The sequence below is a fragment of the Streptomyces morookaense genome, assembly GCF_013030945.1.
GTDB classification, from domain to species: Bacteria; Actinomycetota; Actinomycetes; order Streptomycetales; family Streptomycetaceae; genus Streptomyces; species Streptomyces morookaensis.
Genome location: NZ_JABBXF010000018.1, coordinates 95,254 through 109,206 on the forward strand (window position 1 = coordinate 95,254; position 13,953 = coordinate 109,206).

The following is a 13,953-nucleotide window of genomic DNA, read 5'->3' on the forward strand; positions in this document are numbered from 1 at the left end:
GGCGCCGCCCGCCCGGCGCTCGGGCATTACGACCCCACTTCCGGCCCCCGCCGGGCGCACCCCCGGCGCGGATCAGCCCGCCGGGGTGCGCCGCACCGAGCGGCCCGCGAGGACGTCCGTCCGGCGCCCGTCTTTCATCACAAAGCGACCGTCGACCAGGACAAAAGGAATGCCGGTCGGAAGCGCCCTCGGGGCTTCGAAAGTGGAGCCGGCGGCTACGGTTTCCGGATCGAAGAGCGCGAGGTCGGCGCGGTTCCCCACCCGAACGAGACCCCGGTCCGGCAGCCGCAGACGGGCCGCAGGACGGGACGTGAGATGCGCCACGCCCTCCTCCAGAGAGAGCACCCCCAGCTCCCGCACATACCGCCCGAGGTAGTGCGGGAACGTTCCGTAGGCGCGCGGGTGCGGCTTCGCGCCGTGCAGGATGCCGTCGCTTCCGCCCGTGTGGACCCGGTGCCGCATGATCGCCCGGACGTTCTCCTCGTGGCCGACATGCTGCAGGATCGTCGTCCCCAGCCGGTCCTCGAGGAGCAGCCGGCGGGCCGTCGCCCACGGCTCCTCGCCGCGCTCGCGCGCACTGGCGGCCACGCTCTTCCCCACGTGATCCGCGAGATGCGGGCGGGCCACGCCGGAGATCTCGATCGTCTCCCAGTCGACGGGCACGCCGTGACAGCCGTCCGCGCCCTCCACCTCCATCGCGTACCGGATCCGGGCCGCCGTCCCGTCGTCCGCCAGCCGCGCCGACGCGGCCTCCGGACCGCCCTCGTTCGCCCAGCTCGGCAGCATCGCGGCGAGCGTCGTACAGCCCGGCGTGTAGGGGTACGTGTCCAGCGAGATGTCCGCGCCCCCGGCGAGCGCGGCATCGAGCAGGGCCAGCAGCTCCGCCGCACGGCCCTTGTTCACCTCGAAGTTGAGCGTGGCGTGCGCCAGATGCAGCGCACACCCGGCCGCGCGGGCGACGTCGATCATCTCGGCGTACGCGGCGAGGGCGCCCGCGCCGTACGAGCGGTGGTGGGGGCAGTAGTAGCCGTCGTACCGGGCCACCACCCGGCACAGCGCGGCCAGTTCGGCATCCGTGGCATACATGCCCGGGGTGTACGTGAGCCCGGACGACAGGCCCACGGCGCCCTGTTCGAGCCCCTCGGCGACGAGTGCCTGCATGCGCGCGATCTCCGCATCGGTGGCCGGCCGGTCCTCCCAGCCGACGGCCAGCATCCGGACGGTGCCCTGAGGGACCAGGTACGCGGCGTTCACGGCGATGCCCTCGTCCAGGCGGTCGAGGTATTCGCCGACCGTGCGCCAGGTGAAGTCCGCGTCGCGGCCCGCGCCGTTCCACCCGGCGATCTGCGTGCGGATCCGGGGGAGCGTGCGGTCGTCGACGGGGGCGTACGACAGGCCGTCCTGGCCGACGACTTCGAGGGTGACGCCTTGTGCGGCTTTCGCCTCGTGCGAGGGGTCGGTGAGGAGGGCGAGGTCGCTGTGGGCGTGCATGTCGATGAAACCGGGGGCCAGCGCCAGGCCTGTCGCGTCGAGGGTGCGGTGTGCCGAGGGGCGGGGCCCCTCGCCCTCGCGACGGATTTCGGCGATGCGGCCTTCGCGCAGGGCCACATCGGCCCGGTACGACGGGCCGCCCGTGCCGTCGACGACGCGGGCGTTGCGGAGGACGGTGTCCATGTGCGTTGCCTCTCGTGTGCGGGCCGGTGCCCCCAGCGGTAGCCGGGGGAGGAACTGCGCGACCAGCCGTCCACAGCCGGCAGCCGACGAACCGGCCTAGAAGAACGTGCGGACGAACTCCGTCACGGTTCCGTCCCCCGTGACCAACGGAATCAGCTGCCACTTGTCGAACGTCGTGCACGGATGCGACAACCCGAGCCCCACCCAGTCCCCCACCTCCAGCTCCGCGCCCTCCCCGAGGGCCACGAACGCATGCTGGTCCGCCAGAGCCGTGATCGTCATGCCGGAGGCGCGCCGCACCGCGCCGTCCCGTGCCGAGCGGACGAGCTGGACCTCCGGCAGGCCGAGGTCGTACGGGGCATCCCGCTTCCCGGCGTTGAGAAACGCCTGCCCCGGTTCCGGCCGGGAGACGACCTGCGCCCACAGCCGGAACGCCGGCCGCAACTCGCCCTCGCCCGCCAGCCGGTTGAACGGCGTCTTCCTCCGGTACTGCCCGTCGTCGTGCGTGACGTACGCTCCCGACCGCAGCAGCTTCAGCACCGGCGCCGACAGAGCCGGCAACTCCGCGAAGACCTCGCCCACCACGTCGAACCACGAACTGCCGCCCGCACTGACGACGATCTCCTCGACGCCCGCGAAGCGACCCGCCTTGTCGAACGCGGCCGCCAGCGCGACGAGCCGGCGCAGCCAGGCGCCGACGCGCTCGGCGTTCGCGTCCGGCACCTCGGCCTCGTAGCAGGCGACGCCCACCAGCCGCAGGGTGTCCGAGGCCGCGACCGCGTCCGCGACGGCCTCGCACTCCGCCTCGGTGCGGGCACCCGTGCGGCCGCCCGGGACGCCCAGTTCGACGACGACATCGAGCGGACGGGCGAACTCGCCGGTACGCAGGGCCTCGTCCATCAGCTCGACGCCGCGCAACGAGTCCACATACAGGATCAGTTGGACGTCCGGATGGGCGGTCAGCTCACCCGCCAGCCAGCGCAGCGCCGCCGCGTCCACGACCTCGTTGGCGAGGAAGATCCGCCGGATCCCGAAGGCCCGGTAGACGCGCACCTGCGCGATGTTGGCGGCCGTGATGCCCCACGCGCCGTGCGCGATCTGGCGCTCGAAGAGCTGCGGTGCCATGGACGTCTTGCCGTGCGGGGCGAAGGCCAGGCCGTGTTCGGCCGACCAGCGTTCCATGACGCGCAGGTTGTGGTCGAGCGCCTCGGCGGAGAGGACGAGTACGGGTGTGGTGAACCCGCCGGTGAACAGCGAGCGCCGCTCGGCCGCCAGCTCGCCCACCGTGCGGCCCTCCGCGTCCGGGGGCAGCCCCTTGAAGCGGTGATCGACCCGTTCCAGGGCAAGCCGGGCGACGGCATCGGACATGGAGAGCCTCCCTGTGAAGCACGAGGCGCGTTGCATCCTGTGCAACGCCCGTTGCATGTAACGCTCGCCGCTGTCTAACATCCCCGCGAGTACCGGGTCAACGGGACGGGAGGGATTGTGACCACCGACGTCGTATGCCTCGGCGAATCCCTCGTCGCCTTCCGCCCCGTGCGCCCCGGCCCCCTCGCCGACGTCCCCGCCTTCGAACGCGGCATCGGCGGCGCCGAGTCCAACGTCGCCTGCGCGCTGGCCCGTTGCGGCCACCGCACCCGCTGGATCAGCCGCGTCGGCACGGACGGCTTCGGTACGCACCTGGTGGACGCCATCGCCGCGCACGGCGTCGACGTCTCCGCCGTCCAGCGCGACCCGGACCGCCCCACCGGCGTCTACTTCCGCACGGCAGGCGAACGGGCCACCACCCTGACCGCCGACCGCTCCCTCGCCGAAGTCGCCTACTACCGCGCCGGATCCGCCGCCTCCGCCATGTCCCCCGCGCTCGTACCCCGCGAAACCGCCTGGTCGGGCCGCATCCTGCATCTCACCGGCATCACGGCCGCCCTCTCCGCCGGTTGCCGCGACCTGCTCCGCCACCTCACCGCCCGCGCCCCCGGCCGCCCCCTCCTCTCCTTCGACGTCAACTACCGCGCCGCCCTCTGGCGCAACAGCCCCGAAAGCCCCTCCGTCCTCGCCGACCTCGCCCGCCGCTGCGACCTCGTCTTCGTCGGCGAGGACGAAGCCGAAGCCGCCTGGGGCGTACGCGGCACCGCCGCGATCCGCGCCGCCCTTCCCGAACCGGACCTCCTCGTCGTCAAGCACGGGGCAGAGGGAGCAACAGCCTTCCCGCGGAAGGGCGGACCCCTCACCGTCCCCGCCCCCGCCGTCGACGTCGTCGCCCCCGTGGGCGCCGGCGACGCCTTCGCCGCCGGATTCCTCTCCGCCACCCTGCGCGAACTCCCACTGCCCGCACGCCTGCGCCACGGCCACCTCACGGCCGCCGCCGCCCTCACCGTCCCCGGCGACCTCGCCGAGCCCCCGGCCCGCGAGCACGCCGACCGTCTCGCCGCACTGGACGACACCGCCTGGAACGCCCTCCGCATCGACCGCGACATGGAAAGCACCGCATGAGCCAGACCGTCGACCGCGCCCTCAGCATCCTGCCCCTGCTCGCCGAGGGACCCGCGAATCTGGAACAGGTCGCCCAGCGGCTCGGCGTCCACAAGTCCACCGCCCTGCGCCTGCTGCGCACCCTGCACGCCCACGGCATGGTCCACCGGCAGCAGGACCAGCGCTACCGCCTCGGCGCCCGCCTCTTCGCCCTCGCCCAGCAGGCCGCCGAGGGCCTGGACATCCGCGAGACCGCCCACCCGCACCTCGTCGCCCTCAACGAACTCTGCGGCCACACCGTCCACTTGGCCGTCTACGAAGAGGGCGAGGTCGTCTACATCGACAAGATCGAGAGCCGCTACCCGGTGCGCATGTACTCGCGCATCGGCAAGCCCGTCGCCATCACCGTCGCCGCCGTCGCCAAACTCCTGCTGGCCGGCCTGCCCGAACCCGAACGGCGCTCCGTCGCCGAACGCCTCGACTACCCCGCCTACACGTCCCGTTCAACCCCCAACGCCGCCGCCTACCTCAAGGAACTGGCCGCCGTCCGCGAACAGGGCTGGGCCACCGACTTCGGCGGCCACGAGGAGTCCATCAACTGCATCGGCGCCCCCGTCCACGGCGTGGACGGCCGCGTCGTCGCGGCCTGCTCGATCTCCGCCCCCAACGTGGTGGTCACCGCCGACGACCTCCGCGCCCTGCTCCCCCTCCTGCGCCGCACCGCGGAAGCGATCAGCGCGGACCATTGCGGGACGACCCCAGCCCCCAACTCACGTACCGAGGTGACCGAATGACCGTCAAGATCGCCGTCCACCCGACCGGCCACACCACCCCGCCCGCCAAGTTCTCCCACGGTGTGCGCAAGGGCAACATCCTCCAGGTGGCGGGCCAGGTCGGCTTCCTGCCCACCACGGCAGGCCAACCCCCTGCCGTGGCCGGCCCGACCCTCCGCGAACAGACCCTCCAAACCCTGGCCAACGTCAAGGCGGTTCTGGAGGCGGGCGGCGCCGGCTGGGAGGACGTGGTGATGCTCCGCGTCTACCTCACCGACACCGCCCACTTCGCCGAGCTGAACACGATCTACGACGACTACTTCGCCACCCTCCAGGGCCCGCCCGCGGCCCGCACCACGGTGTACGTCGGCCTGCCCGAGGGCCTGCTCGTCGAAATCGACGCCCTGGCGGTCCTGGGCTGAGGCACAGGGCCGGCCGGGATGCTGCTGACGGTGGCCGCCCTTGGGGTGGGCCTCCTCCTCTTCCTGATCATCAAGATCAGACTCCAGCCGTTCGTGGCCCTGCTGATCGTCTCGATCGCCGTAGGGCTGGGCTCGGGCCTGTCCGTCACCCAACTCTTCGGCACGGTCCAGAAGTCGAACACGGTCCCGCTGCTCGAAGCGGGCATGGGCGGCACCCTCGGCCATGTCGCGGTCATCATCGGACTGGGCACCATGCTGGGCTCGGTCCTGGAGGCCTCGGGCGGTGCCCAGGCGCTGGCCGGCCGCCTGCTGACCCTCTTCGGCGAGCGCCGGGCACCGCTGGCGATGGGCGTGACCGGGGTGCTGTTCGGCATCCCGGTCTTCTTCGACGTGGGCATCTTCGTCCTGGCCCCGGTGGTGTACGCGACGGCCCGCCGCGGCGGCGGCTCGATCCTGCGGTACGCGCTGCCGATGCTGGCGGGCCTCTCCATGACCCACGCCTTCCTCCCGCCCCACCCGGGCCCGGTGGCGGCAGCGGGCCTGCTGCACGTGGACCTGGGCTGGGTGGCCCTGATGGGTACCTTGACGGGCATCCCGGCGGTCCTGGCGGCATGGGCATACGCGGCATGGATAGCGCGCCGCGTGAGTGTGGGGGTACCGAGCGAGGAGCTGGAAACCCCGCCGGCTCCGGAACAACCAGTACCCCTACCGGTCCTGTTGACGGTGATAGGCACCCCGCTCGTCCTCATCCTCCTCTCGACGTTCTCCTCGGTGACCCTGCCCCCGGGAAGGGCACGCACGTTGCTGGAATTCGTGGGCCACCCCTTCGTGGCGCTGACGATCGCCCTGTTCCTCGCCTACTGGCTGCTGGGCGTCCGGCGCGGCTGGTCGCGCGCGTCATTGGAGGCGCTGTCGACGGCGTCGCTCAAACCGGTCGGCAACATCCTGCTGGTCGTGGGCGCGGGCGGGATCTTCGGCGCGGTGCTCAAGGCGGGCGGAGTGGCCCAGGCGGTGGCGGACGTGTGCGACACGGCGGGCCTGCCGGTGGTGGTGCTGGCGTGGCTGCTGTCGGCCGCGTTGCGGGTGGCGCAGGGCTCGGCGACGGTGGCCATCGTGACGACGGCGGGCATCGTGGCCCCGGTGCTGGAGGCGGCGCACCCGACGCAGGCGCATGCCGCCCTGGTGATCGTGGCGATTTCGGCCGGCTCGGTTTTCGCCTCGCATGTGAACGACGGGGGCTTCTGGATGGTGGCGAAGTACTTCGGCATCCCGGAGCGGGAGACGCTGGTGTCGTGGACGGTGCTGGAGTCGGTGCTGTCGGTTGCGGGGTTCGGGGTGGCGGGGGTGGTGAGCCTGATGGTGTGAGCAGTGACGTTTCGGCGCACCGCATCCTCACAACACGCCGTCCCCCGCGAGGATTTCCGTCACCCCAAAGCGGAGTTATCCACAGCCCCTCGTGCGTTCCGGCGGGATGCGCTGTGCTGGGGGCATGAAGGAGAAACTCCTGCAGGCCTATGGCCTCGCTGCTGCTCAGGACGGTGTCCTGCTCACGTCTCAGGCCCGGGGCTGCGGCCTTTCCAGGTCGAACGTCGCGAGGGTGCTGCGCCACGAGGGGTGGGACCAGCTCTACTCGGGCGTATGGGTGGAGCCGGGACGGCCCGTGGATCTGCGGCTGCGGTTACTGGCGGTGCAGTTGAGGTTCCCTCACCTGGTTGCCAGCCATGGCGCGGCTGCGAGGCTTCTGGGGATCTGGACGGTGGGGTCGTGTGCGGTCGAGCTCACGGATCCGATACGGAGGCACCGCTCGCGTACGCCGACGGTCCGTGTGCACAAGGCGGCACTGGGTGAGCACGAGATCACGGTGGCTTCGGGGATCCGGGTCACCACGGTTCTGCGGACGGTCTGCGACATGCTGCTGACGCTGCCGCTCCAACCGGCCGTCATCGCTGCGGACTCGGTGCTTGCCCGGAGGCGCGCGAGCAGGGAGAGCATCGCTGATGCGTTGAGTGTGCGGTGTGCCCGGCGGGTGGATGTGGCCGCGGCTCGACGGGCGCTTGCGCTCACCGATCCGGCGTCGGGGTCGCCTGCCGAGTCGAAGGCGCGGCTGGAGATACGGGAGGCGGGGCTGTTCCCGGAGTCGCAGGCCGAAGTGCACACGCAGAACGGGCGGGTGCGGCGGCTGGACTTCTTCTTCAGGGCGGAAGGGCTGGGGGTGGAGATCGAGGGGCAGGCCTGGCATGGGAGCAGGAGCGCGCACCAGAACGATGCGATCCGGTTCAACGAGCTTGCGCGGTGCCCCGGGATCCGGCAGATGCTGCGGTTCACGTATGACGACGTCTTCCGGAGGCCACAGCGCTTCATCCGTACCGTTCAGGAGGCGTTGGGGAGGCTACGGGGCTGATGACGTGGGGCGGACTTCGAAGTCGGTGAGGCCCTGCGGGGGTTCGTCGTGGGCGTCGACCGACTGGACGGCGGCGCGGGCGGGGCCGTGGTGGGCCCAGCGGATCATGTGGTCGACGGCTTCGGCGGGGCCTTCGAAGACGGCCTCGACGGTGCCGTCGGGCCGGTTGCGTACCCAGCCGGACACGCCGTGTGCGCGGGCCTCGGTGCGGCAGGTGTCGCGGTAGAAGACGCCCTGGACCAGGCCGGAGACGGTGATGTGCTTGCGGATCATGCACACAACTCTGCCTTCGTTTGCGCCGTGGGGCGAGCTGCGTAGCGTGGAAGGGGTATGCCGGAGGAACCGGACGAAGGGAGTGTGAAACATGACTGGATTCGCCAGACTTCTCGGTGCGGCTGCGTTGGCCGCGGTGCTTTCCGTCGCCCTGGGCGGTACCGCTTCGGCGACCTCGGCCGACCCGGTTCCGCAGCCGCCGACGGTGCCGAGCGTCCCGACGGTGCCGACCCTTCCGACGGTGCCGCAGCTGCCGTCGCTCTGATCGTCCGGATCGCCCCGCCGCTGGGCGGGGCGATTGTCGTGGTTGCGTTCAGGCAGCGGAGGCGAAGGCCTGTTCCAGGCGGGGGATGTAGTCCTCCAGAGACCGTGCCCAGCAGTAGCCGTTGTGGCCGCCGTTGCAGTTGCCGCCCCACGTGGAACCGTTGCCGTAGTCCACGTAGTAGTAGGGCATTCCGATGGCGTCCATGTTGTCCTTCACGTGCTTGGACGCGCCTTCGAGCCAGAACTCCAATTCAAGGGGATTGCCATTGCCGTTGCCGACGTAGATCGAGACGCCGACGTCCTTGCCCTTCAGCCTGTCCATGTGACGGGAGGGGTCGACCTCGTTCCATTTCCAGTCGGCGTTGAACACGGGGTACGGCGAGCCGAAGAGCGCGTCGCTCGATACGGTCGGGCCGTACTTGCTGTTGCAGTCGCCGATGACGTTGCTGCAGAACGCACCGAGGCCGTTGGTCAGCGAGGCGACGACTGCCAGGCGCAGGTCCATGGAGTCGACGGACATGTCGATGTCACCGGAGAACGAGGCGGTCTGGCTGAACAGTTCGGGGTGGTCCTGGGCGTAGTGGAAGGCGCCGAAACCGCCCATGGAGATGCCCGCCACGGCCCTGCCCTTCTTGGACGCGATCGTGCGGAGGTTCGCGTCGATGAAGGGGATCACCTGGTCGATGTGGAAGTTCTCCCAGTTCTGCGCCCCGGCGGCGGTGTCCTGGTCGCGCCAGTTGGCGTACCAGCCGCGTCGGCCGCCGTCCGGGATGACCGTGATCATCGACTTGGCGTTGAGGAGGGCCGGAAAGCTCTGGTTGGCCGGTTCGTCCGGCGAGCCGTGCAGGAAGTACAGGACCGGGTAGCGCTTGGCCGGATTGGCGTTGTAGTCGCTCGGCAGGATGATCCTGATGGGGTGTGCCTCGGCCACCTGGGGTGTCGTCACGGTGACGGTGAAGTCGTGGGCGGTGCCGGTCGCGGTACCGACCTGAGTGAGGCCGTAGCCGTCGGCCAGGGCCGGCGGAGCCGGGTCGGCCGCGGCGGCCTGGGCCGGGGCCGACCCCAGTATCGGTATGAGGGCCAGCCCGAGGGCTGAGACGAGCACGGTGAGTCTCTTGATCACGCTGCGCCTCCTGAGGCGTCTCGGTGGACGTCGGTGAGGAGTGTCGCAGGTGCGTGCCGGTTGCGCCGGTTCCGGTCAGAGAGCGGCCGTGCGGACGGCGGTGACGAACGCGGCCCAGGCGGTGGGCGGGACGTGGAGGGTGGCCCCGTTCGGGGCGGTTTTGCTGTCCCTTATGGGGACGGGGGCGGTGGGTATTCGGGCGGGGCTCCATTCGAGGCAGCCGTCGCCGTTGGCGTTGCTGAAACTGGACTTGACCCACTCGGTGGGGGTGGTGCTCATCTCGGGATCTCCTCGATGACGGTCTTGATGAAGGCTGCGGAGTCGATCGGTGACAGCGCGCACGCGCTGAGCATCTCGTACGCGCGGCGGTGTCGGGCGACTCGGATGGGATCCTCCAGGAACTCCATTGTCGAGATGGTCTCCTCGTAGGCCACCGTGGCACCGCTCTCCGAGATGAACAACGTCAAATGCCCGCCCATGAGCGGGTGTTCCCCATGGTTGAACGGGAGAACTTGCACAAGGTGTGTCCGGCTGGACGCGACTGCGGCCAGGGCCGCCAACTGATCACGCCAGATGTCGCTGCCTCCGACTGGTCGCCGCAGGACCGCCTCGTCGAGGATGTACGAGAGTTCCGGGGGCCGGTCGGCCTGCAGCAACGCCTGACGGCTCATGCGCAGCGCAACCATCTCCTCGACCTTTTCCTCTGACCGCGTGGGATCGCCGGTGCGAAAGAGGGCGCGGGCGTAATCCGCAGTCTGCATGAGTCCTGGGACGAAGCATCCCGCGTATTCCTTGATGCACCGGACCTTCGCCTCCAACTCCCGTCCTCGGCGGTACTTGTCCGGATGCGCCTCCCGCTGCGCGATCTTGTAGAGCGCCACGAACAGGCTCCCGGTTCCGAACTCCGCATCCAGCGCCTCGGCCAGGCCCGGCGGCGGCAAGCACTCCGCCGCCTCGATCCGTGCCAGGTGGCTGCGGCTGTAGCGGATCACCTTCGCCAGCTTCTCCAAGCTCAGGCCCGCCCGCTCGCGGTGCCTCCGGAGCTCCGCTCCGAAGAGGTCGCGGGCCGACCGGTCCGGATTCAGCTCACGTCCTGGTCTGGCCATGCGCAGCAGCACCCCGTTTTCCCTAGGCCCGGGCTGGGACAGCAACCCCCTTCCGGAGCGTACGTCGCAACCGCAACCCTGTTGCCCCACCCACCAGTTGAACCCACGTACGAGGTACCCCCATGCCGTCATCCGCCCCACCGCCTCCGCCGCCCCTGCCGCTCCGGCGTCGTCCTGCGCCCTGTGCGGAGTGCCGCCGTATCCGTGCGGCCTATCACGAGGCCTCCCGCGACGGGAATCACGCCGCTGTCCAGTGGTGCATCGAGGAGATGGGGCGCCATTACCGTGCCGTCCACTGAGGGCGGTGAAACCGGCCAAGTTCACTGGGACTTGTGACCGGTTCATTGCCGTCCGGCCCCACGCGCACCAACAATGCACACGTCAAAACGTGCTGCACGTCCGACCGATCGGAGAGGAACCACCCCCCATGAGAAGACCTCTCGTTGGTGCGCTGACCACGCTGCTCTTCGCCGGCGCCACCGTCGTCGGCACCGGTACCGGCGCCGCTCAGGCCGCCGCCCCCCGGACCGTCGACTTCGCCGGTACCGTCGCGCTCAGCAACTGCTCGGGATCGCTGATCCGGATGCCGAGTTCGGGCGACAACGACCCCGCCCTGGTGATGACCAACGGGCACTGTCTGGAGACGGGCATGCCGGACCCCGGCACCGTGATCACCGATCAGTCGTCGTCCCGTACGTTCAGCCTGCTGAACTCGTCCGCGGGCAAGGCCGGCACGCTGCAGGCGACGAAGGTCGCGTACTCGACGATGACCGACACGGACGTCACGCTCTACGAGCTGAACACGACCTATGCCCAGATCAAGCAGCGGTACGGGATCGACGCGCTGAGCCTGTCGCCCGACCACCCCGTCGCCGGTACCGCGATCAAGGTCGTCTCCGGGTTCTGGAAGAAGATCTACTCCTGCAACGTGGACGGGTTCGTGCACGAGCTGCACGAGGCCGGCTACGTGTGGAAGGACTCGCTGCGCTACACGTCCACCTGTGACGTCATAGGGGGGACCTCCGGCTCGCCGGTCGTCGACGTGTCCACCGGCAAGGTGGTCGCGATCAACAACACCGGGAACGAGAACGGTGAGCAGTGCACGATGAACAATCCGTGCGAGGTCGACGAGAACGGCAACGTCACGGTGCACCAGGGAACGAACTACGCCGAGGAGACCTACGGGATCGCCAAGTGCTTCGGCACCGGCAACAAGCTGGACCTCGGACTGCCGGGCTGCACGCTGCCGCAGCCGGGCGGGACCGACGAGGGTGACGGCGCGGTGCGTTCCGCCGGGCACCGCGCGTAGCGTTCGTTCGCCGACCGTACGCCCCGCTCACCATGTGTGAGCGGGGCGGATTTTTTCCACTTTCCCCTTGACGTGGGGCGAATCGGGAGGAAACTGGAATTTACACCAGACAACCGGTGAGAGCCGCACCTATCGGTGAAGACGTTCATCGATCCGAGTGACCCCATCTCGGCAAACTGGCTAGGCCCCCGGAAGGGCACGTATCGAGGACTGGGAAGTCGGCGACGACCGAAAGCCCGGTAATCGATATGGAGCGCCGGGGGCTGTCGCATGTCAGGAGCCGGCGGCAGGCCTTACGGCAGGCCGTGGACGTGCGGGCCGACCGCGTTGGACCAGGTGCTGCCCGCCGCGGCGTCCCAGTTGGTGGACCACGTCATGGCCCCGCGCAGACCGGGGTAGGTGTGCGGCGGCTTGAACGTGCCGCAGTTCGTCCCCTTCGTCAGGCAGTCCAGTGCCGCATTGACCACCGACGGGTCCACGTAGCCGCTGCCCGCGCCGCGGGGCGAGGCGGGGAGGCCGAGGCCCACCTGGGAGGGGGCGAGGCCGCCCTCCAGCTGGGTGCAGGCCAGGGCGGTGAGGAAGTCGACGGAGCCCTGTGCGTAGACCTGGCCGTCGCAGCCGTTCATGGAACCGCTGTTGTAGAACTGGGTGTTGACGACGGTCAGGATGTCCTTGATGTTGAGCGCCGTCCGGAAGTAGGAGGCGGACGTCGACTGCATGTCGATCGTCTGCGGCGCCATGGTGATCACGAGCTTGCCGCCCGCCTTGGCGGACAGGGAGCGCAGGGCCTGGCTCATGTAGGTGGGGTCGAGGCCGTTCTCCAGGTCGATGTCCACGCCGTTGAAGCCGTACTTCTGCATCAGGGTGTAGACGCTGGCGGCGAAGTTCTCCGCCGAGGTCGAGTCGTTGACCGACACCGCTCCCTTTTCCCCGCCGACGGAGAGGATCACGGACTTGCCGGCCGCCTGCTTGGCGGCGATGTCCGCCTTGAACTGGGCGTCGCTGTACTTCAGGGCGGGGTCGAGGGTGAAGTCGACGGCGCCGGGTGTGGTGGTGGCGTCGGCGAAGGCGACGGCGATGATGTCGTACTGGTCCTGCACGTCGCTGATCTTCTGGACGGTGGCGCCGTTGTCGAAGTTCTGCCAGTAGCCGGTGACCGCGTGCTTCGGGACGTTGCCGGGGTTGCCGCCGCTGCCGGCCGAGGTCGTGGCGGTGACCTGGGCGGACTTCGCGGATTCCCCGGTCGCGTTGGTCGCGCTGACCTGGAACGTGTACGCGGTGGAGGGGGTCAGCCCGGTGACCACGGCCGAAGTGCCGGTCACCGACTGGACCTTGGTGCCGCCCTGGTAGACGTTGTAGCCGGTCGCGTGGGGGGCCGGGTTCCAGGACAGGGCCACGGACGACGAGGTGACGGTCCCGGCCGTCAGGCCGCCCGGGGTGTCGGGCACGGGGTCGCCGGGGTTGCCGCCGCCGGGGCCGGTGAGGGTGATGTCGTCGGCGAAGTAGGGCGGTTGGCCGTACCAGCCATGGGTGTAGACGGTGACGGTCGTCGTGTCCGGGCCCGTGGTGAAGCTCGTGGAGAGCTGCTGCCAGCTGCTCGCACTCGGGGTCCAGGTGGAGACGTCCGTGGTGCCGGTGCCGCTCGCGCCGAGGTAGACGTACGAGCCCTGGACCCAGGCGCTCAGCGCGTACGAGGAGTTGGGCCGGACGCTCACGGTCTGCGAGCACTGGGCGTCGTCGGAACCGGCGGGAGTGGCCTTGAGGGCGGCCGAGCCGCTGTGGACGGGCGAGGCGGTCGTGGCCCCGCTGCCGTTGGTACAGGTCCAGTTGGACAGGCCCGACTCGAAGCCGGGGTTCTGGACGAGGTTGCCGCCGTCCGCATGCGCGGCGGTTCCGGTGACGGTCAGGCCTGCGGCGCCCAGGGCCAGGGCGGCGAGGAGGCCGGCGGAACGGCGGCCTCTCCTCCGGCGTCCGGATGCTCTGTGTACCGATGTGATGACGTGCACTACTGCCTCCGGTGGGAAGGGAGTTGGTTAGCGCGTGAGGATGGTCTAGTCCAATCCGTTCGTCAAGGGTTTCGGAGAACGGTTCTCAGCCGCTCCCAACACGGATAAAGTGCGGAGGCACCACAGCACC

14 protein-coding genes are annotated in these 13,953 nt (G+C 70.0%); 7 read left to right on the forward strand and 7 right to left on the reverse strand.

Going from position 1 to position 13,953, the window contains the following annotated elements; genetic code table 11:
* Positions 1–72: 72 nt before the first annotated feature.
* Together HG542_RS10345 and HG542_RS10350 are read right to left on the reverse strand one after the other, a co-directional pair.
* Positions 73–1,674, reverse strand: a complete 1,602-nt coding sequence (locus HG542_RS10345) for an N-acyl-D-amino-acid deacylase family protein (protein WP_171079882.1) — start codon at positions 1,672–1,674, stop codon at positions 73–75.
* A 96-nt stretch (positions 1,675–1,770) separates the two neighbouring features.
* Complete coding sequence (locus tag HG542_RS10350; protein WP_171079884.1) at positions 1,771–3,042, reverse strand: amino acid deaminase; 1,272 nt, start codon at positions 3,040–3,042, stop codon at positions 1,771–1,773.
* Between the two features lie 117 nt (positions 3,043–3,159).
* Between HG542_RS10350 and HG542_RS10355 the strand changes: the two genes are divergently transcribed.
* From HG542_RS10355 to HG542_RS10375, 5 genes are all read left to right on the forward strand, one after another.
* Positions 3,160–4,167 carry a sugar kinase gene (locus HG542_RS10355; RefSeq protein ID WP_171079886.1) on the forward strand — a complete coding sequence of 336 codons (1,008 nt, stop codon included), beginning with the start codon at positions 3,160–3,162 and terminating at the stop codon, positions 4,165–4,167.
* A complete protein-coding gene (locus HG542_RS10360) occupies positions 4,164–4,940 on the forward strand; it encodes an IclR family transcriptional regulator (RefSeq protein WP_171079888.1) in 777 nt (258 codons plus the stop codon). Before HG542_RS10355 ends, HG542_RS10360 begins: the two co-directional genes overlap by 4 nt.
* Positions 4,937–5,341: a RidA family protein gene (locus HG542_RS10365; protein ID WP_171079889.1), complete on the forward strand. Its 405-nt coding sequence runs from the start codon at positions 4,937–4,939 to the stop codon at positions 5,339–5,341. The genes HG542_RS10360 and HG542_RS10365 overlap by 4 nt, the downstream gene beginning before the upstream one ends.
* 18 nt (positions 5,342–5,359) lie before the next feature.
* A complete protein-coding gene (locus tag HG542_RS10370) occupies positions 5,360–6,706 on the forward strand; it encodes a GntP family permease (protein ID WP_171079891.1) in 1,347 nt (448 codons plus the stop codon).
* A 124-nt stretch (positions 6,707–6,830) separates the two neighbouring features.
* Positions 6,831–7,742: a hypothetical protein gene (locus tag HG542_RS10375; protein ID WP_171079893.1), complete on the forward strand. Its 912-nt coding sequence runs from the start codon at positions 6,831–6,833 to the stop codon at positions 7,740–7,742.
* On the opposite strand, the gene HG542_RS10380 is transcribed toward HG542_RS10375, so the two are convergent.
* Positions 7,731–8,015 carry an acylphosphatase gene (locus HG542_RS10380; RefSeq protein WP_171079895.1) on the reverse strand — a complete coding sequence of 95 codons (285 nt, stop codon included), beginning with the start codon at positions 8,013–8,015 and terminating at the stop codon, positions 7,731–7,733. The genes HG542_RS10375 and HG542_RS10380 overlap by 12 nt on opposite strands.
* Before the next feature lie 91 nt (positions 8,016–8,106).
* On the opposite strand from HG542_RS10380, the gene HG542_RS10385 reads away from it, so the two are divergent.
* Complete coding sequence (locus HG542_RS10385; protein ID WP_171079897.1) at positions 8,107–8,280, forward strand: hypothetical protein; 174 nt, start codon at positions 8,107–8,109, stop codon at positions 8,278–8,280.
* Between the two features lie 48 nt (positions 8,281–8,328).
* Here the strand turns inward: HG542_RS10385 and HG542_RS10390 are convergent, their stop codons facing one another.
* The 3 genes from HG542_RS10390 to HG542_RS10400 form a co-directional block, all read right to left on the reverse strand.
* Positions 8,329–9,402: an alpha/beta hydrolase gene (locus HG542_RS10390; RefSeq protein WP_171079898.1), complete on the reverse strand. Its 1,074-nt coding sequence runs from the start codon at positions 9,400–9,402 to the stop codon at positions 8,329–8,331.
* Between the two features lie 75 nt (positions 9,403–9,477).
* Positions 9,478–9,681 (reverse strand): DUF397 domain-containing protein, encoded by a 204-nt coding sequence (locus HG542_RS10395; protein WP_171079900.1) that lies wholly within the window; start codon positions 9,679–9,681, stop codon positions 9,478–9,480.
* On the reverse strand, positions 9,678–10,520 hold the full coding sequence (locus HG542_RS10400) for a helix-turn-helix domain-containing protein (protein WP_227727254.1): 843 nt from the start codon (positions 10,518–10,520) through the stop codon (positions 9,678–9,680). The genes HG542_RS10395 and HG542_RS10400 overlap by 4 nt, the downstream gene beginning before the upstream one ends.
* 415 nt (positions 10,521–10,935) lie before the next feature.
* On the opposite strand from HG542_RS10400, the gene HG542_RS10405 reads away from it, so the two are divergent.
* Entirely contained in the window at positions 10,936–11,817 is an 882-nt protein-coding gene (locus HG542_RS10405) for a trypsin-like serine peptidase (protein WP_171079902.1), read from the forward strand.
* Positions 11,818–12,110: 293 nt separating this feature from the next.
* On the opposite strand, the gene HG542_RS10410 is transcribed toward HG542_RS10405, so the two are convergent.
* Positions 12,111–13,823 (reverse strand): chitinase, encoded by a 1,713-nt coding sequence (locus HG542_RS10410; protein WP_373313099.1) that lies wholly within the window; start codon positions 13,821–13,823, stop codon positions 12,111–12,113.
* Between the last annotated feature and the right edge of the window lie 130 nt (positions 13,824–13,953).

Coding starts and splice junctions, on each gene's coding strand:
- HG542_RS10345 (WP_171079882.1), bottom strand. CDS start 1,674: ATGGACACCGTCCTCCGCAACGCCCGCGTCGTCGACGGCACGGGCGGC.
- HG542_RS10350 (WP_171079884.1), bottom strand. CDS start 3,042: ATGTCCGATGCCGTCGCCCGGCTTGCCCTGGAACGGGTCGATCACCGC.
- HG542_RS10360 (WP_171079888.1), top strand. CDS start 4,164: ATGAGCCAGACCGTCGACCGCGCCCTCAGCATCCTGCCCCTGCTCGCC.
- HG542_RS10365 (WP_171079889.1), top strand. CDS start 4,937: ATGACCGTCAAGATCGCCGTCCACCCGACCGGCCACACCACCCCGCCC.
- HG542_RS10370 (WP_171079891.1), top strand. CDS start 5,360: ATGCTGCTGACGGTGGCCGCCCTTGGGGTGGGCCTCCTCCTCTTCCTG.
- HG542_RS10375 (WP_171079893.1), top strand. CDS start 6,831: ATGAAGGAGAAACTCCTGCAGGCCTATGGCCTCGCTGCTGCTCAGGAC.
- HG542_RS10380 (WP_171079895.1), bottom strand. CDS start 8,015: ATGATCCGCAAGCACATCACCGTCTCCGGCCTGGTCCAGGGCGTCTTC.
- HG542_RS10385 (WP_171079897.1), top strand. CDS start 8,107: ATGACTGGATTCGCCAGACTTCTCGGTGCGGCTGCGTTGGCCGCGGTG.
- HG542_RS10395 (WP_171079900.1), bottom strand. CDS start 9,681: ATGAGCACCACCCCCACCGAGTGGGTCAAGTCCAGTTTCAGCAACGCC.
- HG542_RS10405 (WP_171079902.1), top strand. CDS start 10,936: ATGAGAAGACCTCTCGTTGGTGCGCTGACCACGCTGCTCTTCGCCGGC.